A 24,163-nucleotide genomic window follows, 5' to 3' on the forward strand; every position below is an offset into this window, starting at 1 on the left:
TCCTCATCGCGGACAGCAATCTCGTGCATCCACCGGCCGACGCCCGTGAGCTCTTCGCCGGGCCTCGGCCGTAGGTCACGCCTGTCCACGTCGCCCAGGGCCCATCCCGGATCGCCGAATAGCACCCGTAGTCGCCGATGGTGACGGTCACCTCCACACTGCAGTGAGGGCACTGCAGGTCGTAGAAGTCGTCCGCGAAGTCTCCCAGGGCGTTGGCCCAGTGGTACCGCTCCTCGACCGCGAGCAGTGCGCGGAAGGTAACCAGGTAGTCGGATGGCCGCGACTGCAGGTGACGGTCCAGGAGGGCGCTGAACTCGGCGATCGCGTCGGCGCTCTCGGCCAGCAGTTCGTCGCTGCCATGGTGGCCGGCCGCACGCTCCATGATCTCGCCAGCCAGGTGGCGTGCCTCCCTGCTCCCCGATGCGAGACGTACGAGTCGGGGCAGGGCGGCGATGCCGGCGGGCGACACCAGATCATGCTCAAGGATCAGCCGGTGTCCCAGCTCCGCCCACGCTTCGGAGTCGTACTCGCGCTCCACCCGAGCGAGAAGCTCAGGGACGCGATCTACATCGAAGCGACAGTCGTACATCTGTGCCCAGTTCACCACTCAGGCATTGAACCGTCCCGCGTGCTTCAGGGCGACTTCGGACCCCGACCAAAGTGGCGTACCTGCTTACCGCACTGACGCGCGGCGCTTGGCGGAAAAGGGGTGCTGGTAGGGCTACGCGCTGTTCGGGACGGAGGAGGAGATGCTGCTTTCGATCAGTTCGTGTAGCTGCCCCGCTTCGGGGGAACCGAGCTCCTCGAAGATGTTCAGGGCCTCCTGCCAGCAGACCCGCGCGCGGTCTACCTGTCCCACGGCCTGGAGTGCGCGCCCCAGAACCGTGAGTACGTTGCCCCTCCGCCACTCTCCGCCGACACCGGCCATCACGGCCAAGGCCTGCTCGGCCAAGCTCAGTGCTGGTGCCGGACGGTTTGCGGCGAGTTCTGCCTCAGCGATCCTGAACAGGGTCATCCCCTCCCAGAGATGCTGGCGGCTGTCGCTGAACCGCAGGTGCGCTTCACGGAACACGGTGATGGCGTTGTCGAACTGCTGGGCGGCCGTAAGAGCGAGCCCGAGGATGTAGCGCGCGTTGGCGGCACGCAGGGACAAGCCGAGATTCTCGTAGACGGCCATCCCCTGCTCTGCGAGCGTCAAGGCTGAGGAGACCTCGCCTACCGCTAGCCGGACACGGGACAAGTTGCACTGGACACTTGCCTCGCCGGGCCGGTCATCAAGGTTCTGAAAACCAATCAGTGCCGCCGTAAAGTGGGTGTCAGCTTGCTCATGGCGGTTCAGGTAGAGGGCTATCGTGCCCAGGCTGTTTTGCGACCAGCAGGCTGTCAGGGCGTCACCGCACTTTTCTGATATCGCGAGCGCACGGGTAGCCGCGTCGCCAGCCGGAGTGAATCTGCCCGCACTCATGTGAGTCCTGGCGACGATCAATGCGGCTCGGCCCTCGGCCCTGGGGTCGCTCCGCTGCGCCGCCTCTTTCCACAATGCCGTTGCGGTCGCCTCGTACTGCAGGGACGTGGCCCCCGAATCCGCCAGATCCTGTGTGGCCCAAAGGGTGTCCACGGCGCTCCGCAGCGATCTGCCCGTAGATTGCCGGACCGAGGCGAGCAGACTAGCCGCCTCCGTATATAGCCAGTCGATTGCCGCAGGTCTGCTGGCGAAGGTCAGCCCTCTCTGCTCTGTGGGCTCCAGATGGTCCACCAGCCGGTCGCCGGGGTGCTCCAGCCCGTAGACCCCGGCCGCTGTAGCAAGGTAAAAGTCCAACAGTCGTGTCAGTGCCATTTCCCGTGCATGCGGCGGCTGTTCGTCGCGTTCTGCGCACGCACGCGCGTAGAGACGTACGAGGTCGTGGTAGTTGTAGCGTCCAGTGGCGGTCGATTCCAGGAAGCTTGTTTCGACCAATTCCTCCAGCAGATCCTCTGCTAGGTGAGGCTCCCGGTTGAGCAGGGCAGCGGCCGCAGTCAGGGAGATGCCCGGGCCGTCGGCGAGGCCGAGGAGGCGGAAGGCTTGTGCCTGGGCGGGTTCCAGTTGGCCGTAGCCGAGTTCAAAGGTGGCCTTGACCGCGAGGTCGCCGGCCTGGAGTTCGTCGAGACGGCGGCGCTCGTCGGCGAGCTTCGCGGCCAGGACGGAGACCGTCCAGGTGCGGCGGGCTGCCAGCCGGGAGGCGGCGATGCGGATGGCCAGGGGCAGGAAGCCGCATGCGGCCACCACATCCAGGGCGGCTTCGCGCTCCGCGCCCACGCGCTCCTCTCCCACGATCCTGGTAAAGAGGTGAAGGGCGTCCTCGGGAGGCATCACACCGAGGTCCACGAAGTGTGCGCCCGCTAGATCGACCATGCGGACCCGACTGGTCACCAGGGTCGCGCACTGCGCTGTGCCGGGCAGCAGGGGGCGGATCTGGGCCGCGTCACGGGCGTTGTCCAGGAGAATCAGGACACGACGGCCCTCAAGCGAGGAGCGGTACAAGGCGGCCCGCTCGTCCAGCCTGTCCGGGATGGCAGAGTCAGCGGTCCCGAGCGCGCGCAGAAAGGAGCCCAGTACTGCTTCTGCCGTCGCCGCATGGACTCCGGTGCCTTGAAGATCGTAGTAGAGCTGGCCGTCCGGGAAGAGCGCCCGGACAGCATGGGCGGCCTGCACAGCGAGGGTCGTCTTGCCGATGCCGCCTAGTCCGCCCAACGCGGTGATCGCCGTGACCGAGCCATGGCTCAGATGCTGAGTGATTTCACGCAGTTCGTTTTGTTGCCCAGTGAAGTCCGGCACTGAGGCAGGTAGCTGGGCAGGGATGGCTGGAGCTGCTGGTGGCGCCGGGGCGTCAGTCAGGCGGGCCAGTTCCTCGTCGGCCCGGAGGATCCGCTGCTGGAGCTGGGCGAGCTCGGGGCGCGGGTCCACGCCCAATTCCTCGGCGAGGAGGCGGCGGGTGTCGGCGTACACCGCGAGGGCCTCGGCCTGCCGGCCGCTGCGGTACAAGGCGACCATCAGCAGCTCGCGGAGCCGTTCGCGCAGAGGGTGGGCTGCGGTGAGGGCAGTGAGTTCGGATACCGCCTCTGCTTGGGAGCCGAGCTCGAGGTCGAGGTCGAGCCGGGTTTCGGTGAGCTGGAGGCGCCATTCCTCCAGGCTGGTGCGTTGGTTTTCGGCGTACGGGCCGGGGAGGGAGGCGAGTGGCTCGCCGTCCCAGAGGCCGAGCGCTTTGTTGATCAGAGTCCGGGCCAGGTGGGGATCCCCCTGCCTGCGGGTCCTTTCGGCTTCTCCGGCGAGGTCTTGGGCGAGTGTTAGGTCGAGGGTGTCGCGGGGGATCCGGATGGCGTAGCCTCCGGCTTCGCTGACCAGGGTGTCCTGGCCCAGGGTCTTGCGGAGCCGGGAGGCGTACGTCCGTACGGCGGCGAGTGCCTGGGACGGGGGGTCGTCGCCCCAGAGGGCGTCGATGAGTTCGCCGGCGGTGGCGGTGCGGCCGTCGCGCAGGAGGAGGGCCGCCAGCAGGGCACGCTGCTGCGGGGATCCGGACGGCAGGAGCTCGCTGTCGCGCCAGGCACGCACGGGCCCCAGCACGGTGAACCTCAGCCCATCATCCCTTGGCTGTGGCGTGACTGGTCGGATCGCCCGTACGGGCAGGGGGCGCGTCGCGGTGAGTTCGGATACCGCCTCTGCTTGGGAGCCGAGCTCGAGGTCGAGGTCGAGCCGGGTTTTGGTGAGCTGGAGGCGCCATTCCTCCAGGCTGGTGCGTTGGTTTTCGGCGTACGGGCCGGGGAGGGAGGCGAGTGGCTCGCCGTCCCAGAGGCCGAGCGCTTTGTTGATCAGAGTCCGGGCCAGGTGGGGATCCCCCTGCCTGCGGGTCCTTTCGGCTTCTCCGGCGAGGTCTTGGGCGAGTGTTAGGTCGAGGGTGTCGCGGGGGATCCGGATGGCGTAGCCTCCGGCTTCGCTGACCAGGGTGTCCTGGCCCAGGGTCTTGCGGAGCCGGGAGGCGTACGTCCGTACGGCGGCGAGTGCCTGGGACGGGGGGTCGTCGCCCCAGAGGGCGTCGATGAGTTCGCCGGCGGTGGCGGTGCGGCCGTCGCGCAGGAGGAGGGCCGCCAGCAGGGCACGCTGCTGCGGGGATCCGGACGGCAGGAGCTCGCTGTCGCGCCAGGCACGCACGGGCCCCAGCACGGTGAACCTCAGCCCGTCCTTTGGTTGTGCTGGTGTGACCGGTGAAATGGTACGTGCGGGCAAGGAGCGGGTGCTGACAGCCAGGTAGGAGGCATCGTCGGCGCGCAAAATGGCCTGCTGGAGCCGTGTCAGAGCTGGGCCCGGGTCGAGGCCAAATTCCTCGCTGAGTAGTCGGCGCGTATCGGCGTATACCGCCAGGGCCTCAGCCTGGCGTCCGCTGCGGTACAGGGCAAGCATCAGATGCGCGCGTAGCGCTTCATTCACCGGATGTGCCTGGGTCAGTTCACTGAGTTCGGTAATGATCGAGGCGTGATCCCCCGCTTCCATATCGAGTTCAATACGCAATTCGAGGAGTGCGAAGCGCCACTCTGTGAGACGCGTGGCCTGGCTCATGGCATAGGGGCCTGGAACGCCTACGAGCGGCGGTCCGTCGGTGCGAGCGAGTGCATCGGTCAGCGCACGCCGGGCCTTGACCAGGTCACCCTCCACCCGTGCGACCTTCGCCTCCTCGTACAGCCGCTCGGCGGCTGTGAGATCCAGGTCCGGCCCGTCTCTCTCATCCTGCGCCGACAGCCGATAGCCGTCCGCTGTGTCGTTGATCTCGATGCCTGAGGAATTCAGCTCTCGGCGCAGCTGGGAGATGAAGGACCGTGCCAACAGGGCCCCGTCGCTGGGCGCCTGCTCGCCCCACACTGCATCCACGAGCGCTCTGTCACGCACGGCCCGGCCTCGGTGCAGTAGGAGAGCTACCAGGGCCGCCTTCTGCCGTGACGGTCCCAACGGGACCGGGTCGGCGCCCCGCCACGCTAGATGCGGACCGAAGACGGTGAACCGCAGCGGCACCTCGGACGGGCTCTGATCATCAGCGCCCGGGGTGGCCCTGCGATACAGCCTGTCCAGCACCGGGCTCATCAGGACCGCGAAGGCGGACGCCCCCGCCGACCGAATCTCGCTGCCCCTCGGATCGTCGAGCAGCGCGGCGAAGTCCGGCATTCGGCCGAGATACGGCTCCAATGCCTCCCCGACTGCTTCGACGACCTGGATGGACTGTTCCACGCTGAGCCCGCTCGCCAGCAGGTCTCGAATACCGGGCCTGAAGTCGTAGAGCGGATCGGTCGACCTGCCATCGGCGGCCGCTGGCAGACGAAGGTCTTCTGGCGCGCTGGCTTCCAGCGGCCGCAGCAGGTCACCGAGCAAAACCTCGGCGACCGCCGTCGGCGAGGTGCCGGGCAGGGAGGCGATCCGTACCAGCTGGATGACCGGCAGGCTGAGTGGCCTGATCGCGGAAAGTCGCATGGCCAGGCGGTAGGCGTCCGGAGAGAAGGAGGCCCGGAAGCGTTCGAGACGATGCTGGGGGAGCATCGAGGACGGAGCATCGGAAGCCCGTGGCACCCCGCCACCAGGGTCTACCAAGGCGATGTCCACCAGCGAGGGCGTGCCGGGCCTGGTGACCAGCCGCACCCATGCGGACAGTGAGGACGGCGTGAGCGCTACGACCGGGACCGCGGGCCGTTCCCCTGTCCGTCCGACCGGTAGGCCACTAAGCGGATCGAGGACCCGGAGGTTGCGGGCGGGCGTGAACGGCTGCTCCGCAACGACGGGATGAGGTTGGGCGTCGAAGGCCGTGCCACGCCACAGCCGCCGGGGCAACGGCGGCAACACAATCAGAGGGCCCGTGCGTCCCCACATCTCGATGAATCGGTCTCCGGCAGGGCTCTGCCACTCCGCGTCAACACCGTCCGTCAGTACAAATGTGACGGGGGATTCCGTTCGCGGAGTCCCCGTGGGGCGGTGACCGCCCCCCAAGGCGAACCGATGCACCCGTACTGCACGGAACACTCCAGCCCGCTCCAGGAGGCGTGCCACCTCCCGCACGAGCGGTTGCCACAGTCTCATGGATGGCGAGTCGTCCACGAGTAAGACTGCCGTGTGCTGCAGCTCCTGCTCGGGCCTGTCCACGACGTCGAGAACCCCCGATTCGGCGGTGAGCCGGACCGTAGCCTCGATGTCCGCGACCATCCGGTAGCGGTGGTCGCGATGGCTGCGCAGTGGGCGCAGCGCACGCGCCAGCGGCTGTGTTCCCGACAGTGCCCGGGGGCCCGGGGCACGAACAGACCGTGCTCGGGTCCCGGCGCCGCCCGGTGTGCCGCCGTCGGCGGCGTACAGGCGGTGCGGCCCGCCGGTCGGCTCTGGGGCGGACGCCTCGACGCGCGGATCGGGGGAGGCTTCGGGAGGTGGGAAGAGAGGTTCGGGGCCGGCACCCCCCACCGGCTCCATGGTGGGTGGAACACTCGGCTGGACTGCCGATGGGCCGGACTGCGGTTGGGCCGTCGGCGATTCGTGGTGCATCGCTCGCGCAAGCCAGAGCACGTCGAGAAGTTCGGGCGCCGCGAGGTCGTACCCCAGGGAATGCAGGAGCACGTGCAGCCGATCGATCATGAGGGGAACGCTTCGTCCAACCGGTGCATGACTGCCCCGAGCAGCTCGTCACGGGTGAGATCTGCCCCGGTGACCCGCAGATGGACGGCGGCGAGCAATTGGTCGGTGGCTAGGCTCTGCACAGCCGCCTTCCGCAGAAACTCGGAGATCAGGTCGTCGGCTGCGGCCAGGGCTGCCTCACCCAGATTCTGCCGGATGATGTCACGCAACTTTGCCTCGTCCGGGTCGCGCAGGTCGAGCCTGACGCACCGGCGCAAGAAGGCCGGGGGGAAGTCCCGCTCCCCATTGCTGGTCATGACGACGATGGGGAACTGTTCGCAGGCCACAAGGCCGCGTTGCACCCGGATACGCTCGCGGCTGCCGGTGACGAGGACATCGGCAGTCTGCTGGTGCTCGGGCATCCTTGCCAACTCCGGGATCTCGAACTCGCCTTCCTCCAACACCACCAAAAGGTCGTTAGGTAGGTCCAGATCGGACTTGTCGAGTTCGTCGATGAGGAGTACGCGAGGGCTGCTGGCGGCGGCGAGCGCTGTCCCTAGCGGCCCCAAACGCAGGTAGTTGCCGATATCCGAACTCAGTGCGCCACGCTTCTTGAGCCGCCGAGCCGGTCCGCGCGGCGTCTCGCGCTCACGTTGCAGCGATGCCTCGCGCAAGCGGCCGACTGCGTCGTATCGGTAAAGGGCGTCCAGCAGCGTCGATCGGCTGTTCACCGACCAGCGGAGCACCTCGCCCAGTCCCAGGTCTTCGGCGAGGGCGCGGGCCAGCGAGCTCTTCCCGGTGCCGGGACGACCTGTCACGAGCAAGGGACGGCGCAGGTGGAGCGCGGCATTGACGACGGCGATCTCGTCAGCGTTCATGAGATAGCGCTGCGATCCGAGGCTGCGCCGGGCGGCGGGGAATCGCCGCCACGGTGGTGGTTCGGGCAGGTCGGACGGGCCGCGGAACACCCACCAGTGTTCGGCGGGCGAGCTGCTGTCACCAGGTGCTGTGGCGCGTGGATGCGGCACGACGCGGTCTCCTAGTCGGGACGGGTTCATGGCTGGGTGAGGGCCCACGGCGCGGGTGCCAGGGGCGGCGGTCGGTAGTCGGGCCCGTCGTGCAAGAGCGAGAGCTCACGCCCGGGGTGGGTCGTGCAGTCCGGATCGGCGATGGCCTTGGCCCGCTCCAAACGAACCGCTTCGGGGATGCGTGCGTGATCGACGCCCTCTACCAGCGCCAGCAGGTCCGCCGCGGTCTGCCCACCGTGCTCCTCGCGGTGCCACAGCACGGTATGAACCCCGGCCTGGATGCACTGCCGCAGCACCAACCCTTGATATTGACGTTCGCAGCAGAGGACGACGATCCCAGCCTCCGGATTCACTTCGAGCCTGGCCTGAGCCACCGCCGGGTTGGAGGAGCGCTGATCAAGCAGTAGCCGGGGGGAAGAAGGTAGCGCGCTGCTGCGACGCTTCCACCCTGCGTGCGTTTCCCGTGTGCGCTCCGAACTGCGCAGCACCACACGGCGGGTGACCCCGGGGTGGAAGCCTCCGTCGTCGGCACTTCCTGGAAACTCCCAGGCGTCCACATCAAGCCGCAGCCAGGCGGGGGCCACGAAGAACTCGACCAGAGCTGTTTCCGGATGCTCCTCCACCTCGGTACGCAGCACCTGCCGAATGGTCTCCACGACACGGTGGCTGGATACCTCGGTGTCCTCGGTCAGAACCACCTCGTGCCGTCCGTCGTCGCTCCAGACCCAGATCTGGTAGGTGAAGAGATGGCCGGTGGACACGGGCAGGAGCTCCACCTGCACCCGGGGCGGGGCGGTGCGAGACGGTTGCGCTTCACGCGCTTCGGCGTGCGCCGACACGTCTGCGCGGAACTGGGCAACCGCAGCGGGCGCCACGCCTAGCCTCGGGGCGGTACTGCGCACCCACGCATCCAGATCGTCGGCGAGATAGGCACTCGATTCGCGCTCCTGCACGCTGATGTGGATGATGCCCTGCAACAACGGCGGCATGGGCTGGCCAGGTTGGGGGTCGTAGCACTCCAGAATATCTATTGCGTCCGCGAGATCGCAGGGTCGCGGAACCTCGTCCGCGTAGGGCAGTACGGTGCGGATGAGTGTGCCTGGACCAGTGGTGCGGCACTCTGCAAGCAGAGCGTTGAGGTTGCGCCGCTGCCCGGACGAGAGCCGTTCCCTCGGGCTGACGATGCGTGCGATTCCGAGCGCTCGTTGCCAGTCGGGGTTGGCAGTGGGGGAGCCAGCATGGAGTTCGGCGAGTTGTTCGTAGACGATGTTGAGCAGTTCGGGGACTCCTCGGCGTACTCCCATAGCCATGCCCGCCAGTCGCTCGACGTCGGCAGCCGGACCGGAGGAGCGCCGCCCAAGCCGACTGGCGAGCCGCTCCTCGCACGACATGACCTCCTTGTGGGTTCTCATCAACATCTCGAGAGCATCGTGGAGTTGTTGCCGTCCGCGGCCCGCAGCGGGAACAGACACAGGCGGAAGACGTGGGAGCTCGGACTCGATGGAGGCGAGCCCGATCGCGTACATCGCTGCAGGAGGGCTGTATTGCTCGGCCGATGGGGGAGGACCTCCGCGCGCGTGGCTTTCGTGAGCGGCGACGACCAGCCCGACTACCGCCTGCCGCTCCCGGTCCCATAGCGGCCCGCCACTGAATCCCTCGATCACCGTTCCACCCAGGACGTCGAGCGCGATCCATGGATGGGAGGAGACCCGTGGCATCGCCCGCAGGGTGGGCAGGGAGTGTCCGCTCGCCCAGTGCGCGACGACCTCGTTGCCATCCCGATGGGTGAGGAAGGGCGCCGGTTCGGCGCCCGTTGGGGCTTCGGTGTCAAGTTCGATGACCGCGAGATCGCCGTAGTAGGGAAGGGCGCCAGCTCCGGGTGGGCTCGGGTGGTCGGCATCGGGGTGGCTGCGCGGCGGCCGCCAACAATGCGACAGCACCCGACCGACCAGCTCGCGCTCCCGGTCAACATGCGGGAACCGCAGCCTGATCGGCTGCCCGCGTGATGGCAAGGGCATGTCGAAGCGGTGCCGGCCGAGTGCGCTGTTGACGACATGTGCGCAAGTCAGGACCAGGGTGGGGGAGAGCAGTACGCCCGCACCGACCGGCTGATCCTGCCCCAGAACGGACACGAACGCCCGCTGCAGTGGCGCGTCGGCGAATGAGGCAGGCACGTCCAGCCGCATGCGGGTCAGGAACCGTTGACCTGGCTCGGCAGCCCTGCGGCCTGGTGCGTCGGCGCTGCTTCCTCCGTGCTGTTGAGGTTCCAGGTTGCCGAGACGGTAAAGCTGGCCTCCCCGCTTCCGGAGAAGACACCGAGACTCAGGTCGCTGCCCAGCGTGACACCGAACTCGACCGTAACCTCGTCGGGTCGCTGGGCGAAGTGGCTGACGGAGTTGTGGATGCTGCTGAGCACCCCGCTGAGAGGGCGCAATGCGTCGCTGAGGGTCTGACCACTTCGGGTCAGAGTCCTCGCCGTGCGCCCGTCAGAACTTACCGGCCGCGCTCCGCCGAATCCTGGCGGCAGGTCCAGCTCGTCCGCCGAGTTGCCTCCTTGTTCCGCTGCGTGCGCGTCGGAATCCGGGTTGCGTGGCGGGCCGGTCTGCGGCGCTAGGTGCAGGCTTACGACGGAGCCGTCGTCGAAGGTCAGTCTCACATCCTCCATGGCCGTAGTCTCCCATGGCATAAGGGGGTTCGCCGATCGTTCCTTGCACTCAGATCGCGAAAGGACAGATGTGTTGCTTGCTCCGCTGAGGCCACGGGCGACGCCGGCGAGTCGCTGTGGACAGATAGTTGGGCACCTGCGAAGGCGGCAGCGCAGGAGTACCTCCGACCTTCCTCGGCCGCTGACCGGTCCCACTTCGCCACAGTCTCTGCGCTCGTGCCGAAGCAGGGAGCGGCTCCGGCCGTGGTCCTGGCACACCGTCAGTGGCCCGCACCCGCGCGGCGGCAGGGACTCGGCCGGTAACTCCATCCGTGGACGGGCCAAGCACCGTGACCGACCAGGAGAGCGCCGTGCGTGGTCCTGGGCCGCCCGAGGGAACCGATGCTCGCGCAGGCCTGCGCGAAGTCTCCCGCCTATTGCCGCCGGCCGGAACAGCGCCCCGCTGTTCGGCTGCTCGCCGGCCACGGGGGGCACGGCTCATTCAGTCGGCTGGGGCCGCGCCTGGCGATCGAGCTTGCTTTCGGCCCAGAAAAAGGTCCGTTCTGGGGAGTCCGCCGGAGGAGCTCTCCCTCATTGATCGCGCCACTCAGTGGCGGGCCTCCTCAGGGACTTTTCAGGGACTTTCAGCTCTGTCAGAGGGACTTGCGCGGGACGATCCGGCATGCAATCCGGCAAGCCCGTGACAGAGCTGAAAGACGCGAAACTCCTGGTCAGCCCTCCTGCGTCAGCCAGTTTCCCGCTGCCACGACCCGCCAGAAGCCCCTCCCATGTGCAGAGCGGTTAGAAGTAGTCGCTCGGGCTGCGCCGCCGAGTCGCCGGTGCCGGAGGGTACGACCTGTTGCGCAGACGCTGAAGCGTACGTCGATGCGCCGTCCTGTCAGGGGCGCGCCCTCGGAAACATCGCTGGTCAGACCCTGTGCGGGGAGAGTCACCCCACCTGGCGAGCGCACGCCCGCGCACGGCTGCGTGCGCGGGCTGTGCAGTGTACGGAGGGTGAGGTTCGGCGCTGTTTTCGGCTACGGAGGGTCGGGGATCACAGCCTTGAAGATCACCGGCACTCGGCGGAAGCGTCGACCGGAATCAAGGGGAGACATGAAGAAGCTGTTCAAGGGGAACGTCCTCCGCACGCTGGTGCGGGGTGCAGCCGTCACCGGTCTGACCGTCGCGCTCGCCGTGCCGGCCACTGCCGCGGTGGCTGTCGCACCCGCTGCCGCCATCCCGCCGGGTCTGTCGTGCGACACCGGCAAGCACGCGATCGACGACTACACCGGCTACGCGCTCTGCCGGAACAACGGCTCGGCCACGCAGGTCTTCTGGGTGCACCTGGTCTGCGGCTGGTCGCCCGACGTGGACGGTGAGCGCGTCACGCTGCGGCCGGGCGAGTCCGGGCAGTCGACCGCCCACTGCGCGGGCCTCGGCTCGGGCATCGGCGAGATCCACGTGCGCCCGTAGCACCCGGGTGCCGGACACCCGCCTTCCACGCGGCCGGAAGGCGGGTTCCTGGGCCCCGACCCGTGTGCGGCGTGCTTGAGAGGACCTTCCGGCCTCGTTACTCTCCGGTAGACCGCTCGGGCGGACTCCGGGCAGACCCCGGGGCCGGTGCTCCGGCGGACGCGAGGAGGCGATGGTGATGTCCTCAGCAGACCCCACGGAGCGGACCGGGCCGAGCAGGCCGGCGGAGCCGCCCGTGCAGCCCGGTCTCGTCGACAGCGCCCGGGAGTTGGCCGAGGGCCGGGCGACCTCGGCCGGGCTCGTCGCCGCGGCGCTCGCGCGCATCGAGGCGAGCCGTCCCACTCTCAACGCCTTCCGGCAGGTACGCACGGAGGCCGCGCTCGCCGAGGCCGCCGAGGCCGACCGGCGGCTCGAGGCGGGGGAGCGGCTTCCGCTGCTCGGGGTGCCCGTCGCCGTCAAGGACGACACCGACGTCGCCGGGATGCCCACCTACTTCGGCTGCGACGGCGCGCTGCCGCCCGCCACCGCCGACAGCGAGGCGGTCCGCAGGCTCAGGGCCGCCGGGGCCGTCGTCGTCGGCAAGACCAACTCCTGCGAGCTGGGCCAGTGGGCGTTCACGGAAGGGGCCGCCTTCGGCGTCACCCGTAACCCCTGGAGCGCCGCGCACACGCCCGGGGGCTCATCGGGCGGCTCCGCTGCGGCCGTCGCCGCCGGGCTCGTCCCCGCCGCACTGGGCTCGGACGGCGCGGGCTCCATCCGTATCCCCGCCGCCTGGACCCACCTCGTCGGCATCAAGCCCCAGCGCGGCCGCGTATCCGTCCACCCCCAGAGCGACGCCTTCCAGGGCCTCACGGTCAACGGTCCCCTGGCCCGGACCGTCGCGGACGCCGCCCTCCTCCTGGACGCCGCGGCGGGACCGCACCCCCGGGACCCGCACCGGCCGCCCGCCGTCGACGCCTCCGCGGCCGCCCGGCGTGACCCGGGCAGGCTGCGCATCGGCCTCTCGCTGCGGCCTCCGCTCACGCTCACCCGCAACGCGCCCCACCCGGAGGTCCTGCGCGCCGTCACCGCCCTCGCCGAGATCCTCGCCCGGCTGGGGCACCACGTCGAGGAGGCCCACCCCCGCTACGGGCTCATCGGCCTCTCCTTCGTCCCCCGGGCCACCGCCGGCATCGCCGAGCTCGCCGCGCTGCACCCCGAGCCGGCCCTCCTGGACCCGCGCACCCGAAGCGCCCTGCGCACCGGGACCCGCCTCGGCGGCCGGATCGTGCGGGCCGCCCGTGCCCGTGAGGTACGCCAGCACGCCAGGATCGGCGCCTTCTTCGACACGGCCAGGGGCGGTCACGGTTACGACGTGCTGCTCACCCCCACCACCGCCGCCCCGCCACCCCGGGTCGGTGCGTTCGACCGGCTCAGCGCCTGGCGTACCGACCTCGCGATGACCTCGGCCTGTCCCTACGCCTGGCCCTGGAACGTCCTCGGCTGGCCCGGGGTCAACGTCCCGGCCGGCTTCACCCGCGACGGCCTTCCCCTCGGCGCCCAGCTCCTCGGCCCCTCCCGCAGCGAGCCCAGGCTCATCTCGCTCGCCGCGCAGCTGGAGGCCGACCGGCGCTGGTACGAGCACCGGCCGCCGGCCACGGAGGGACTCGGAGCGGCCGACGGGGGCTGACCACCGTATGTCCCCCGCAGCGGGACGCCCTCCGGAGTCCGGCGGGGCCGAAGCGGTGTCCACCGGTCGTGCACGCATGTCCCCGCCCCTTGCGTGTTCCCTGCCACACCTCATAAGTTACTGACAGGTAGCACGTTTGCCCTGTGCGACCACCCCGGTGCCTGCCGCGCCGGGGCACCAGGCCGTAGCCCGCAGTCCCCTGCCCCAGTCCGCAGCCCGAAGGAGTCGCCATGCCCACGCTCGACCGCCACGAAAACGTCTTCGTCCTCGACCTCGGAGACGGAGAGAACCGTTTCCACCCCGACTGGGTCACCGCCGTCGGCGCCGCGCTCGACGAGGTGGAGAAGGCGGAGGGCCCCCGGGCCCTGGTCACCGCCGCCACCGGCAAGTTCTACTCGAACGGGCTCGACCTGGACTGGCTGTTCGCCCACGCGGACCAGCACCAGGACTACGTCGTCTCCGTCCACGAGCTGTTCGCGCGGATGCTGTCGCTGCCGCTCGTCACGGTGGCCGCGCTGCAGGGGCACACCTTCGCCGCCGGCGCGATGTTCTCCCTGGCCCACGACTTCCGTGTGATGCGCGCCGACCGTGGCTACTGGTGCCTGCCCGAAGCGGACATCAACATCCCCTTCACCCCCGGGATGGCCGCGCTGGTCCAGTCCCGCCTCACCCCGCAGACCGCCCACGAGGCCATGCTCACCGCCCGCCGCTACGGCGGCGCCGACGCCGCTTCCGTCGGCATCGTCGACCAGGCCGTCAGTGAGGACGCCGTGCGCTCCACCGCGATCGAGACCGCCCAGGCGCAGGTGAACAAGGCCGGCGACACGCTGGGCACCATCAAGGCCCGCATGTACGCCCCCGCCCTGGCCACCCTGCGCGACACCACCGACCCGCTCGGCTGAGCCGGCACCCCGCAGGCCGCACCGTCGCCCCTTCCGGCCGGCCGAAGCCCGTCCGGCCCCGGTACTCCGCGCCCCGACGGACAGGAGTGACCGGTTCCGCCGGAATGGGCGCGGGCCACTGTGGAGAGGGGGCCGGTCACGAGATATCTTGATGTCAAGCAATGTTGCAGACGTGGAGCGGAGCACCCGGTGACTGACTCGACCATCATCTATACGCACACCGACGAGGCCCCTGCCCTGGCGACGTACTCGTTCCTGCCCGTCATCGAGGCGTACGCCTCGACCGCGGGTGTCACGGTGGAGCGCCGCGACATCTCCCTGGCGGGGCGGATCATCGCCGGCTTCCCGGAGCGTCTCAAGGCCGATCAGCGTATCGATGACGCGCTCGCCGAGCTCGGTGAGCTGGCCAGGACTCCCGGCGCGAACATCATCAAGCTGCCCAACATCTCGGCCTCGATCCCGCAGCTGAAGGCCGCGATCGCAGAGCTCCAGGAGCAGGGCTACGCGCTTCCGGACTACCCGGACGACCCGCAGACCGACGAGGACAAGGACGTCCGCGCCCGGTACGACAAGGTCAAGGGCAGTGCGGTGAACCCCGTCCTGCGCGAGGGCAACTCCGACCGCCGTGCCCCCGCGTCGGTCAAGAACTACGCCAAGGCGCACCCGCACCGCATGGGCGCCTGGAGCGCCGACTCGAAGACCAACGTCGCCACCATGGGCGTCGACGACTTCCGCTCGACGGAGAAGTCCGTCGTCATCTCCGAGGCCGGCTCGCTGCGCATCGAGCTCGCGGGTGACGACGGCACCACCACGGTGCTGCGCGAGTCCGTCCCGGTCCTCGCGGGTGAGGTCGTGGACGCGGCCGTCATGCGCGTCGCCGCGCTGCGTGAGTTCTTCACCGCACAGGTCGCGCGCGCCAAGGCCGAGAACGTCCTGTTCTCCGTGCACCTCAAGGCCACGATGATGAAGGTCTCCGACCCGATCATCTTCGGTCACGTGGTCCGCGCCTTCTTCCCGAACACCTTCGCCAAGTACGGCGACGCGCTCGCGGCGGCCGGCCTGACCCCGAACGACGGCCTCGGCGGCATCCTCAAGGGCCTGGACTCCGTGCCGCACATCGGCGCCGAGATCAAGGCGTCCTTCGAGGCGGAGCTCGCCGAGGGCCCGGCCCTGGCGATGGTCGACTCCGACAAGGGCATCACCAACCTCCACGTGCCGAGCGACGTCATCGTCGACGCGTCCATGCCCGCGATGATCCGTACGTCCGGCCACATGTGGGGCCCGGACGGCAACGAGGCCGACACCATCGCGGTCCTGCCCGACAGCAGCTACGCGGGCGTCTACCAGGTCGTCATCGACGACTGCCGCGCCAACGGCGCCTTCGACCCGTCGACCATGGGCTCCGTACCCAACGTCGGCCTGATGGCGCAGAAGGCCGAGGAGTACGGCAGCCACGACAAGACCTTCGAGGTCCCCACCACCGGCACGGTGCGGGTCGTCGACGGCAAGGGCGACGTCGTGCTGGAGCAGGCGGTCGGAGCCGGCGACATCTTCCGGATGTGCCAGACCAAGGACCTGCCCATCCAGGACTGGGTCAAGCTCGCCGTCACGCGCGCCCGCGCGACCGGCAACCCGGCCGTGTTCTGGCTCGACGAGGGCCGTGCGCACGACGCCAACCTCATCGCCAAGGTCAACACCTACCTCGCCGACCACGACACCGACGGCCTGGACATCTCCATCAGGACGCCGGAGGAGGCCACGGCCTTCTCCCTGGAGCGCATCCGCCGCGGCGAGGACACCATCTCGGTCACCGGCAACGTGCTGCGTGACTACCTCACCGACCTGTTCCCCATCCTCGAACTGGGCACCAGCGCGAAGATGCTCTCCGTCGTCCCGCTGATGAACGGCGGCGGACTGTTCGAGACGGGCGCCGGCGGCTCCGCGCCCAAGCACGTCCAGCAGCTGGTCAAGGAGGACTACCTGCGCTGGGACAGCCTGGGTGAGTTCCTCGCCCTCGCGGTCAGCTTCGAGCACCTCGCCACCACCACGGACAACGCGCGCGCCAAGGTGCTCGCCGACACCCTGGACCGGGCCACGGGCACCTTCCTCAACGAGGACAAGTCCCCGAGCCGCAAGATCGGTGGCATCGACAACCGCGGCAGCCACTTCTACCTGGCGCTCTACTGGGCCCAGGAGCTGGCGAAGCAGACCGACGACGCCGCGCTCGCCGAGGCGTTCGGGCCGCTCGCCAAGACGCTGGCCGAGCAGGAGCAGACCATCATCGGCGAGCTGGCCGCCGTCCAGGGCAAGCCGGCCGACATCGGTGGCTACTACCAGCCCGACCCGGCGAAGGCGGAGGCCGTCATGCGTCCGTCGGCCACCTTCAACAAGGCCATCGCGACCCTGGGCTGATTCCCCCCTGCGCACCCCTCCCAGGGCGCGCACCGGCACGTACGACCGCCCCGGCAGGCACTCCGACCGCCGGGGCGGTCGTGCGTGCGGCGCACGCACGCGGTGCCGACGGTGCGCCCGACCGAAGTGTCTTGAGGGGATTTCGCCCGGTGTTCGTCCGAGCGGCCAGGATCTCGTCCGTGTTCTGTCTCCGACGACGAAGACGGTGGAGGGGCGCAGGGACCAGCCTTTCCGCCTCCCCGGCGCCGGGGAGGACGCCCGCGGCCGGCGCCTACGGCACCCGCGCCGTCCACTCGGTGCTGCTGAACTTCGTGGCGGCCAGCTCCTCCGCCCGCGCCAGCTCCTCGCGGGTGACACCGCCGGCGGCGAGTCCGTAGCGGTCGCGGAAGGACCGCACCATGCGGTCGATGACCGCCTCCCGGGGCAGGCCGGTCTGACGGCGCAGCGGGTCGACCCGCTTCTTGGCCGACTTGGTGCCCTTGTCGGACATCTTCTCCTTGCCGATGCGCAGGACGTCGAGCATCTTGTCGGCGTCGATGTCGTACGACATGGTGACGTGGTGGAGGATCGCGCCCGGCCCGCCGTCGGGGCCGACCATGCGCTTCTGCGCGGCTCCGGCGATCTTGCCGACGTCCGTCGCGATGTCGTTGAGGGGCTGGTACCACGCCTTGATCCCCATGTCGCCGAGCGCGTCGAGAACCCATTCGTCGAGATAGGCGTAGGAGTCGGCGAACGAGAGTCCCGAGACCAGGGAGGAAGGGACCGAGAGGGAGTACGTGATGGTGTTCCCGGCCTCCACGAACATGGCTCCGCCGCCCGAGACGCGGCGCACGACCGTCACGCCGTGACGCGCCGCCCCCTCGGCGTCGACCTCGTTGCGCAGGGACTGGAAGCTGCCGATGATGACGGCCGGGGCGCCCCACTCCCAGACGCGCAGCGTCGGGGGCCGGCGCCCGGCGGCGACCTCGGCGGTGAGCACCTCGTCGAGGGCCATGTGCAGCGCCGGGGACTGCGGTCCCTCGTGGATGAGCTGCCAGTCGTAGTCGGTCCAGTCGGTGGCCTGGGCGAGTGCGCGGCGCACCGCCACCGCGACGCCTTCGGCGGTGATCCCGTACATGACGGTGCCCTCGGGCAGCATCGCTTCGACGCGGGCGGCCAGGCCTGCGGCGTCGGTGTCGGCGGGGGCGCCTTCCAGCGCCTGGTCGATCGCGGTGATCGCCTCGTCGGGCTCCAGGAAGAAGTCTCCCGCGACCCGTACGTCCCGCAGGACGCCGTCCTGGTTCGTCAGGTCCACCACCACGAGTTTGCCGCCAGGAACCTTGTATTCACCGTGCATTGCCGGGCCTCCGATGAGTTGAACCGCCTCTGACGTCAGCGCTCGCGGGGCTCGTTGTCTTCCCCGCGGGTGACCATCGGTAATGAGGCTGCGGCAAAGAGGACCAGAAAGGTGTCGCAACGCGCGGTGACCCCGGTCAGCACTCACGGCGCCGTCCCGTGGCGACCTTCCCAGGCCGCCGTCGATTGCGGAACGGCAGGCTCCGGGCATCCGTATACGAACCGGAGGCCACACCCGCGCCGCCGCTGCCCAGGATCCGCAGGTGAGCGGTCGTGCAGGAGCCGCCGTCCGCGCTCCGTTATCCGATCGTCAGGTAAAACCCGTCCGCCATGTGGGCCGAGGTCTTGCTTTGCGGACTGTATGCGAAATACGGTCGGCGATATTCCTTGATCACCCCAGGCGGGAGGTAGGCCCCCGTGCGCCGAAAAGTGGTTGCCCTGGTGGCGGTCGCGTTGGTGTCCCTCACCTCGGGCTGTGCGTCGTTGCAGTCCTCGGCGACCGAAGTCGGTGGTGTGCGCATGACCGATGACCGGTCCGTACGCGACGGCGGGACACTCACCGTCGCTCTCAACTCCGACCCGGACAAGCTGGACCCCACCCTCGCGCAGACCCTCGTAGGCCGCACGGTCTTCGCGAGCATGTGCGAGAAGCTCTACGACATCGACGAGGACGGCACCGTCGTGCCGCAGCTGGCCTCGTCGCTCCCCACCACCTCGGCGGACGGCCGTACGGTCACCTTCCAGGTGCGCCCCGGCGTGGAATTCAGCGACGGCACCCGGCTGGACGCCGACGCGGTCGTCACCTCGCTGCGGCGCCACCGGGATCTCCCCGGATCCGCGCGCGCCACCGAACTCGCACCGGTCAGCAAGGCCGAGGCCACCGGGCCGCTCACGGTCCGGCTGACGCTCGACCACCCCTACGTCCCGCTCACCGGCGTGCTCGCCGACCGGGCCGGGATGGTGATGTCACCCACCGCACTCGAGAAGTACGGCAAGAACTTCACCAACCACCCCTCCTGCGTCGGTCCCTTCCGCTTCGTCGAGCGCGTCGGCGGCGACCGGATCGTGCTCAGGAAGGACCCGAACTACTACGACGCCGACCGGGTGCACCTCGACGGCGTGGTCTACAAGCCGATACCCGACGGCAACGTCAGGCTCGCCAACCTGCGCTCCGGTGACCTCCAGGTCGGCGACCAGATGGCCCCCGTCGACGTACAGAGCGCCCTGACCGAGCCGAAGCTCCAGCTGTTCAACTCGCCCTCGCTCGGCTACCAGGGCATCGGCCTCAACGTCGGCAACGTGAAGGGCCTCGGGCAGAAGCCCGGGAAGATCGACACCCCGATCGCCCGTGACGTCCGGGTCCGGGAGGCCTTCGAGCTGGCCATCGACCGCGACCTGCTCAACAAGGTCGTCTTCCAGGGCATGTACGAACCGGCCTGCGGCCCCGTCTCCCCGCAGTCGGCCATCGCCCCGGGCATCGCACCGGAGGACTGCCCCCGGCGCGACGTCGACCGGGCGAAGAAGCTGCTGAAGGAGGCCGGGGTGAAGACCCCGGTGAAGATCGAGCTGAAGACGTCCACCACCCCCGAGCAGGGGCGCGTAGGACAGGTGCTCCAGGCCATGGTCAAGGAGGCGGGCTTCGAGCTGTCGCTGCGTCCCACCGAGTACGCCACCATGCTCGCGGAGACCGACGCCGGCGACTACGACGTCTTCACCAGCGGCTGGTCCGGCCGGCTCGACCCGGACGGCAACGTCTCCAACTTCCTCAAGACGGCGGGCGCCATGAACGCCTACGGTCTCGGCGACCCGGAGATCGACAAGCTGATCGCCGAGGGCCGCAGTGTCGCGGACCCCGCGCGGCGCACCGAGATCTACGACGAGCTCACCCGGCGCGTGCAGGATGCCCACGCCCTGATCTACCTCTACCGGCAGAAGAACTACGTCGTCGCCGGCAAGGACATCGCGGGCATCCACGTCTACGGCGACGGACTGGTCCGGGTCAAGAATGCGGGGTACACCCGATGACGAAGTACCTGCTGACGCGCCTGCGCCAGTCCCTCATCACGCTCTTCCTCGTCAGTGTCGTCGTCTTCGCCGGCATCCGGGCCCTGCCCGGCGACCCGGCGCTCGCGCTCGCCGGTGAGGAACGCAGCCCCGAGGCGCTCGCCGCCATCCGCGAGAGCTACGGCCTGAACGACAACGTCGTCATCCAGTACGGACGGTTCATCGGCCACGCCCTGACCGGCGACCTCGGCACCTCCTCGCGTACCGGCCTCCCCGTCGCCGACGCGATCGGGCAGGCCCTGCCCGTCACCCTGGAACTGGCCGCGCTCTCCCTGCTGCTGGCGATCGTGGTCGGCATCGGCGCCGGAGTGGTCGCCGCGGTCCGGCGCGGGAAGCCGGAGGAGTGGATCGCCAACGCCATCGCGCTGATCGGCCTCTCCATCCCGACCTTCTGGCTCGGCATCGTCCTCGTCCTCGGATTCGCCATCGCCGTCCCGGTGTTCGCCGCCTCCGGTTACGTACCCTTCGGCACCGATCCCGTCGACAACCTGCGCCGCATGGTGCTCCCCGCGATCGTGCTCGGCTCCGGCCTCGCCGCCGTCGTGATGCGCCAGACGCGGGCCGCGATGCTCGACTCGCTGTCCGCCGACTACGTCAGGACCGCCCGGGCCAAGGGCCTTTCCCGGGGCTCCGTCGTCGGCGGGCACGCGCTGCGCAACTCGCTCGTCACCGTCGTGACCGTGCTCGGCCTCCAGCTCGGCCATCTGATCTCCGGCGCCGTGGTCACCGAGCAGATATTCGTCCTCCCCGGCTTCGGCAAGCTCACCATCGACGCCGTCTTCACCCGTGACTACGCGACTCTCCAGGCCGTGGTGCTCTGCACCTCCGCCGCGTACATCCTCATCAACCTGCTGGTCGACGTGGTCTATTCGGTCATCGACCCGCGCATCCGGCTCGGAGGTGCCCGGTGACCACCGCGACCACAGTGCTCCCCACCCCGCCCGACGCGGGCCGGCGGAAGTCCGGCGGCGGCAAGCTGCGCGCCCTGCGCCGGAACCGGCTCGCGCTCACCGGCGCGGTCATCGCCGCCGTCTTCGTCCTGGCCGCCCTGTTCGCCCCGCTCATCGCCCCGTACGACCCCTCGCAGCCCGACTTCGGGAACGTCCTGGCCCAGCCCGGCGCCTCGCACTGGCTCGGCACGGACGACCTCGGCCGCGACCAGCTCTCCCGCATCGTCCACGGCGCGCGTGCGTCCATGCAGGTCGGCCTCGTCGCCGTCGTGCTGGCCTTCCTCGTCGGCGTACCACTGGGTCTGCTCGCCGGGTACTACGGCCGGTTCGCGGACACCGCGGTGTCCCGCCTCACCGACACCATGCTGGCGTTCCCCTTCCTGGTGCTCGCCGTCGGCCTCGCCGCGATCCTCGGCCCGTCGCTCACCAACGCGACCATCGCCATCGGCATCTCGCAGATCCCCGCCGTCATCCGGATCACCCGGGCGGAGACCCTGCGGCTCAAGCACGTCGACTACGTCGCCGCGGCCGTCGCCAACGGGGGCGGCGACGGCACCGTACTCTTCCGGCACATCCTCCCCAACGCCACCTCCGCCCTGATCGTCCAGGCGACCGTGGGCATCCCCGCCGCGATCATCGGTGAGGCGCTGCTGAGCTTCCTCGGCCTCGGCGTCCAGCCCCCGGACCCCTCGCTGGGTGTGATGCTCTCCGGCGCCCAGTCCTTCCTGGCGCCCGCCCCCTGGCTGGCCGTCTTCCCCGGCCTCGCGATCGTCGCGGCGACGCTCGCCTTCAACCTGCTCGGCGACGGGCTGCGTGACGTCCTGGACCCCCGAGGAGCGACCCGATGACCGAGACCGTTCTCGAACCCGCGCCGAAGACGGCGACCGGACCCGCACTGAGCGTGCGCGACCTCTCGGTCTCCTTCCACTCCGACACCCGCACCGTGCACGCCGTCGACGGGGTCTCCTACGACCTGGCACCCGGCGAGGTCCTCGCCGTGGTGGGGGAGTCGGGCTGCGGCAAGTCCGTCACCTCGATGGCGGCCATGGGCCTGCTGCCGCCGACCGCCCGCATCGGCGGCTCGATCAGGCTCGGCGGCCGCGAGCTGGTCGGCGCGTCGGAGAAGGAGCTCCAGGCGGTTCGCGGCAAGGACATCGCGATGATCTTCCAGGAGCCGATGACCTCACTGAACCCGGTCCTCACCGTCGGCCGGCAGATCGGCGAGGTGCTCCGCCGGCACCAGGGGCTGAGCCGCAAGGAGGCCAAGGCCCGCGCCGTCGAACTCCTCGAACTCGTCGGCATCCCCGCGCCGGCACGCCGGATCGACGAGTACCCGCACCAGCTCTCCGGTGGCATGCGCCAGCGCGTCATGATCGCCATCGCCGTGGCCTGCGACCCGGCCGTCCTCATCGCCGACGAACCGACGACCGCCCTGGACGTCACCGTGCAGGCCGGCATCCTCGAAGTCCTCCAGTCGCTGCGCGAGCGCCTCGGCACCGCCATCGTCCTGGTCACCCACGACCTCGGGGTCGTCGCCGACGCCGCCGACCGGGTCCTCGTGATGTACGCCGGACGAGCCGTCGAACAGGCCCCGGTCCACGACCTGTTCGCCTCCGGCCGGCACCCGTACACCCGTGGCCTGCTCGGCGCCGTGCTCCGGCCGGGCGGCGAGGGCAAGCGGCGGCTGCCCGAGATCCCCGGCCTGGTCCCCAGCCTGGACAGCCAGCCCGACGCCTGCACCTTCGCGCCGCGCTGCTCCCGCGCCGACGAAACCTGCACGGGCAGCCGCCCCGGCTTCCGTGCCATCGACCCCGAGGCCGGAGCGGACGCGCCGCACCGGGCCGCCTGCTGGCACCCGTACGCGAAGACCGATACCGAGGCCGTGCCCGCGACTGGCACCGAATCCCAGGAGGCCGGAAAGTGACCACCGCGCACACCGTCCCCGCCCCCCGCGAGGGCGGAGCGGACGCACCGCACCCCCCGGTGCTGGAGATCAACGGCATGGAACGCCACTTCGGTGCCTCCGGCGGCGGCACCGTCCGGGCCGTCGACGGTGTGTCGATCACCATCCGACGCGGCGAGGTCGTCGGCCTCGTCGGCGAGTCGGGCAGCGGCAAGTCGACCGTCGGCCGGTGCGCCGTCCGCCTCGACGAACCCACCGCCGGCACCGTCCACATCAACGGCACCGACGTCAGCCACCTCTCCCGCCGCGCCCTGCGCCCCCTGCGCAAGGACTTCCACCTCGTCTTCCAGGACCCCTCGTCCTCCCTGGACCCCCGGATGACCGTCGGCCAGATCATCGCCGAACCCATCCGCCTGAACCGCCGGGACCGTCGACCGAACAGAGCGGCCGTACGGGAACGGGTCGAGCAGCTGCTCGGCCAGGTCGGGCTGCGCACCGAGCACGCCGACCGGCACCCCCACGAGCTGTCCGGCGGCCAACGCCAGCGCATCTCCATCGCGCGCGCACTGTCCTGCGACCCCGACCTCCTCGTCGCCGACGAGCCGACGTCCGCCCTCGACGTCTCGGTACAGGCATCGGTGCTCAACCTGCTCGCCGACCTCCAGCGGGACCGCGGCTTCGGCTGTCTGTTCATCACCCACGACCTGGCCGCCGTCGAGTTCCTCGCCGACCGGATCGCCGTGATGTACCTCGGGCAGATCGTGGAACAGGCGCCCACCACCGAGCTGTTCGCCGCACCGAAGCACCCGTACACCCAGGCACTGCTCTCCGCGGCGCCGGTGCCCGACCCGGTCGAGCAGCGGTCCCGCGAACGCATCGTGCTGCACGGCGAGCTGCCCAGCCCCCTCGACCCCCCGCCGGGGTGCCGCTTCCACACCCGCTGCCCTCTCGCCGTCGACCGGTGCCGCACCGAGGTGCCCGCCCTGCGCGAAATCCCCGGCGGGCGGCAGGTCTCCTGCCATCTGGTGGCCGACGACGGCACCGCCCCGGACGCGGCCGCCTGACCTGCATCGCTGCGGCCTTAACCGCCCCTGGACCGCGCAGACGGATCCAGGGCGGGCCGTTGCTCCTGACCTCCGCGGTCTGGAGCAACGGAATTCCGCAGCT

Annotated in this window: 14 protein-coding genes; 9 read left to right on the plus strand and 5 right to left on the minus strand. The window is 69.8% G+C overall.

What is annotated here, in order from left to right; translation table 11 throughout:
* Positions 1-721: 721 nt before the first annotated feature.
* From afsR to ACZ32T_RS12620, 4 genes are read right to left on the minus strand one after another with little or no spacing between them, the layout of a single operon-like run.
* Complete coding sequence (gene afsR / locus ACZ32T_RS12605) at positions 722-6,637, minus strand: SARP-family global regulator AfsR (RefSeq protein ID WP_467366697.1); 5,916 nt, start codon at positions 6,635-6,637, stop codon at positions 722-724.
* Positions 6,634-7,674 carry an AAA family ATPase gene (locus ACZ32T_RS12610; RefSeq protein ID WP_467366699.1) on the minus strand — a complete coding sequence of 347 codons (1,041 nt, stop codon included), beginning with the start codon at positions 7,672-7,674 and terminating at the stop codon, positions 6,634-6,636. Before ACZ32T_RS12610 ends, afsR begins: the two co-directional genes overlap by 4 nt.
* Positions 7,671-9,830, minus strand: a complete 2,160-nt coding sequence (locus tag ACZ32T_RS12615) for a VMAP-C domain-containing protein (RefSeq protein ID WP_467366701.1) — start codon at positions 9,828-9,830, stop codon at positions 7,671-7,673. Before ACZ32T_RS12615 ends, ACZ32T_RS12610 begins: the two co-directional genes overlap by 4 nt.
* 5 nt (positions 9,831-9,835) lie before the next feature.
* The gene (locus tag ACZ32T_RS12620; protein WP_467366703.1) at positions 9,836-10,309 is read right to left on the minus strand and encodes a CU044_2847 family protein; all 474 of its coding nucleotides are present in this window, start codon (positions 10,307-10,309) and stop codon (positions 9,836-9,838) included.
* A 1,092-nt stretch (positions 10,310-11,401) separates the two neighbouring features.
* On the opposite strand from ACZ32T_RS12620, the gene ACZ32T_RS12625 reads away from it, so the two are divergent.
* From ACZ32T_RS12625 to ACZ32T_RS12640, 4 genes are all read left to right on the plus strand, one after another.
* On the plus strand, positions 11,402-11,761 hold the full coding sequence (locus tag ACZ32T_RS12625) for a hypothetical protein (protein ID WP_467264310.1): 360 nt from the start codon (positions 11,402-11,404) through the stop codon (positions 11,759-11,761).
* Between the two features lie 178 nt (positions 11,762-11,939).
* The gene (locus ACZ32T_RS12630; protein ID WP_467366705.1) at positions 11,940-13,430 is read left to right on the plus strand and encodes an amidase; all 1,491 of its coding nucleotides are present in this window, start codon (positions 11,940-11,942) and stop codon (positions 13,428-13,430) included.
* Positions 13,431-13,660: 230 nt separating this feature from the next.
* Complete coding sequence (locus ACZ32T_RS12635; RefSeq protein ID WP_467366707.1) at positions 13,661-14,332, plus strand: enoyl-CoA hydratase-related protein; 672 nt, start codon at positions 13,661-13,663, stop codon at positions 14,330-14,332.
* A gap of 189 nt (positions 14,333-14,521) precedes the next feature.
* Complete coding sequence (locus ACZ32T_RS12640; protein WP_467264316.1) at positions 14,522-16,744, plus strand: NADP-dependent isocitrate dehydrogenase; 2,223 nt, start codon at positions 14,522-14,524, stop codon at positions 16,742-16,744.
* 271 nt (positions 16,745-17,015) lie between these two features.
* Here the strand turns inward: ACZ32T_RS12640 and ACZ32T_RS12645 are convergent, their stop codons facing one another.
* Positions 17,016-18,080, minus strand: coding sequence for a lipoate--protein ligase family protein (locus ACZ32T_RS12645; protein WP_467366709.1), 1,065 nt, complete (start codon positions 18,078-18,080; stop codon positions 17,016-17,018).
* A gap of 518 nt (positions 18,081-18,598) precedes the next feature.
* On the opposite strand from ACZ32T_RS12645, the gene ACZ32T_RS12650 reads away from it, so the two are divergent.
* The 5 genes from ACZ32T_RS12650 to ACZ32T_RS12670 all read left to right on the plus strand — a co-directional run bounded on the left by ACZ32T_RS12650 (position 18,599) and on the right by ACZ32T_RS12670 (position 24,060).
* The gene (locus tag ACZ32T_RS12650; protein WP_467264319.1) at positions 18,599-20,104 is read left to right on the plus strand and encodes an ABC transporter substrate-binding protein; all 1,506 of its coding nucleotides are present in this window, start codon (positions 18,599-18,601) and stop codon (positions 20,102-20,104) included.
* On the plus strand, positions 20,101-21,054 hold the full coding sequence (locus ACZ32T_RS12655; RefSeq protein WP_467264321.1) for an ABC transporter permease: 954 nt from the start codon (positions 20,101-20,103) through the stop codon (positions 21,052-21,054). The genes ACZ32T_RS12650 and ACZ32T_RS12655 overlap by 4 nt, the downstream gene beginning before the upstream one ends.
* A 14-nt stretch (positions 21,055-21,068) precedes the next feature.
* Positions 21,069-21,941, plus strand: coding sequence for an ABC transporter permease (locus ACZ32T_RS12660; protein WP_467264390.1), 873 nt, complete (start codon positions 21,069-21,071; stop codon positions 21,939-21,941).
* Entirely contained in the window at positions 21,938-23,017 is a 1,080-nt protein-coding gene (locus ACZ32T_RS12665) for an ABC transporter ATP-binding protein (protein ID WP_467264323.1), read from the plus strand. Before ACZ32T_RS12660 ends, ACZ32T_RS12665 begins: the two co-directional genes overlap by 4 nt.
* 77 nt (positions 23,018-23,094) lie before the next feature.
* On the plus strand, positions 23,095-24,060 hold the full coding sequence (locus ACZ32T_RS12670; RefSeq protein ID WP_467366990.1) for an ABC transporter ATP-binding protein: 966 nt from the start codon (positions 23,095-23,097) through the stop codon (positions 24,058-24,060).
* The last annotated feature ends 103 nt before the right edge of the window (positions 24,061-24,163 follow it).

The sequence above is a fragment of the Streptomyces sp. NPDC023573 genome, from assembly GCF_055559735.1.

Excerpts from the sequence above, each read along its gene's own strand:
- afsR (WP_467366697.1), bottom strand. The coding sequence starts at position 6,637 with ATGATCGATCGGCTGCACGTGCTCCTGCATTCCCTGGGGTACGACCTC.
- ACZ32T_RS12610 (WP_467366699.1), bottom strand. The coding sequence starts at position 7,674 with ATGAACCCGTCCCGACTAGGAGACCGCGTCGTGCCGCATCCACGCGCC.
- ACZ32T_RS12615 (WP_467366701.1), bottom strand. The coding sequence starts at position 9,830 with ATGCGGCTGGACGTGCCTGCCTCATTCGCCGACGCGCCACTGCAGCGG.
- ACZ32T_RS12620 (WP_467366703.1), bottom strand. The coding sequence starts at position 10,309 with ATGGAGGATGTGAGACTGACCTTCGACGACGGCTCCGTCGTAAGCCTG.
- ACZ32T_RS12625 (WP_467264310.1), top strand. The coding sequence starts at position 11,402 with ATGAAGAAGCTGTTCAAGGGGAACGTCCTCCGCACGCTGGTGCGGGGT.
- ACZ32T_RS12630 (WP_467366705.1), top strand. The coding sequence starts at position 11,940 with ATGTCCTCAGCAGACCCCACGGAGCGGACCGGGCCGAGCAGGCCGGCG.
- ACZ32T_RS12635 (WP_467366707.1), top strand. The coding sequence starts at position 13,661 with ATGCCCACGCTCGACCGCCACGAAAACGTCTTCGTCCTCGACCTCGGA.
- ACZ32T_RS12645 (WP_467366709.1), bottom strand. The coding sequence starts at position 18,080 with ATGCACGGTGAATACAAGGTTCCTGGCGGCAAACTCGTGGTGGTGGAC.
- ACZ32T_RS12650 (WP_467264319.1), top strand. The coding sequence starts at position 18,599 with ATGACCGATGACCGGTCCGTACGCGACGGCGGGACACTCACCGTCGCT.
- ACZ32T_RS12655 (WP_467264321.1), top strand. The coding sequence starts at position 20,101 with ATGACGAAGTACCTGCTGACGCGCCTGCGCCAGTCCCTCATCACGCTC.
- ACZ32T_RS12665 (WP_467264323.1), top strand. The coding sequence starts at position 21,938 with ATGACCGAGACCGTTCTCGAACCCGCGCCGAAGACGGCGACCGGACCC.
- ACZ32T_RS12670 (WP_467366990.1), top strand. The coding sequence starts at position 23,095 with ATGGAACGCCACTTCGGTGCCTCCGGCGGCGGCACCGTCCGGGCCGTC.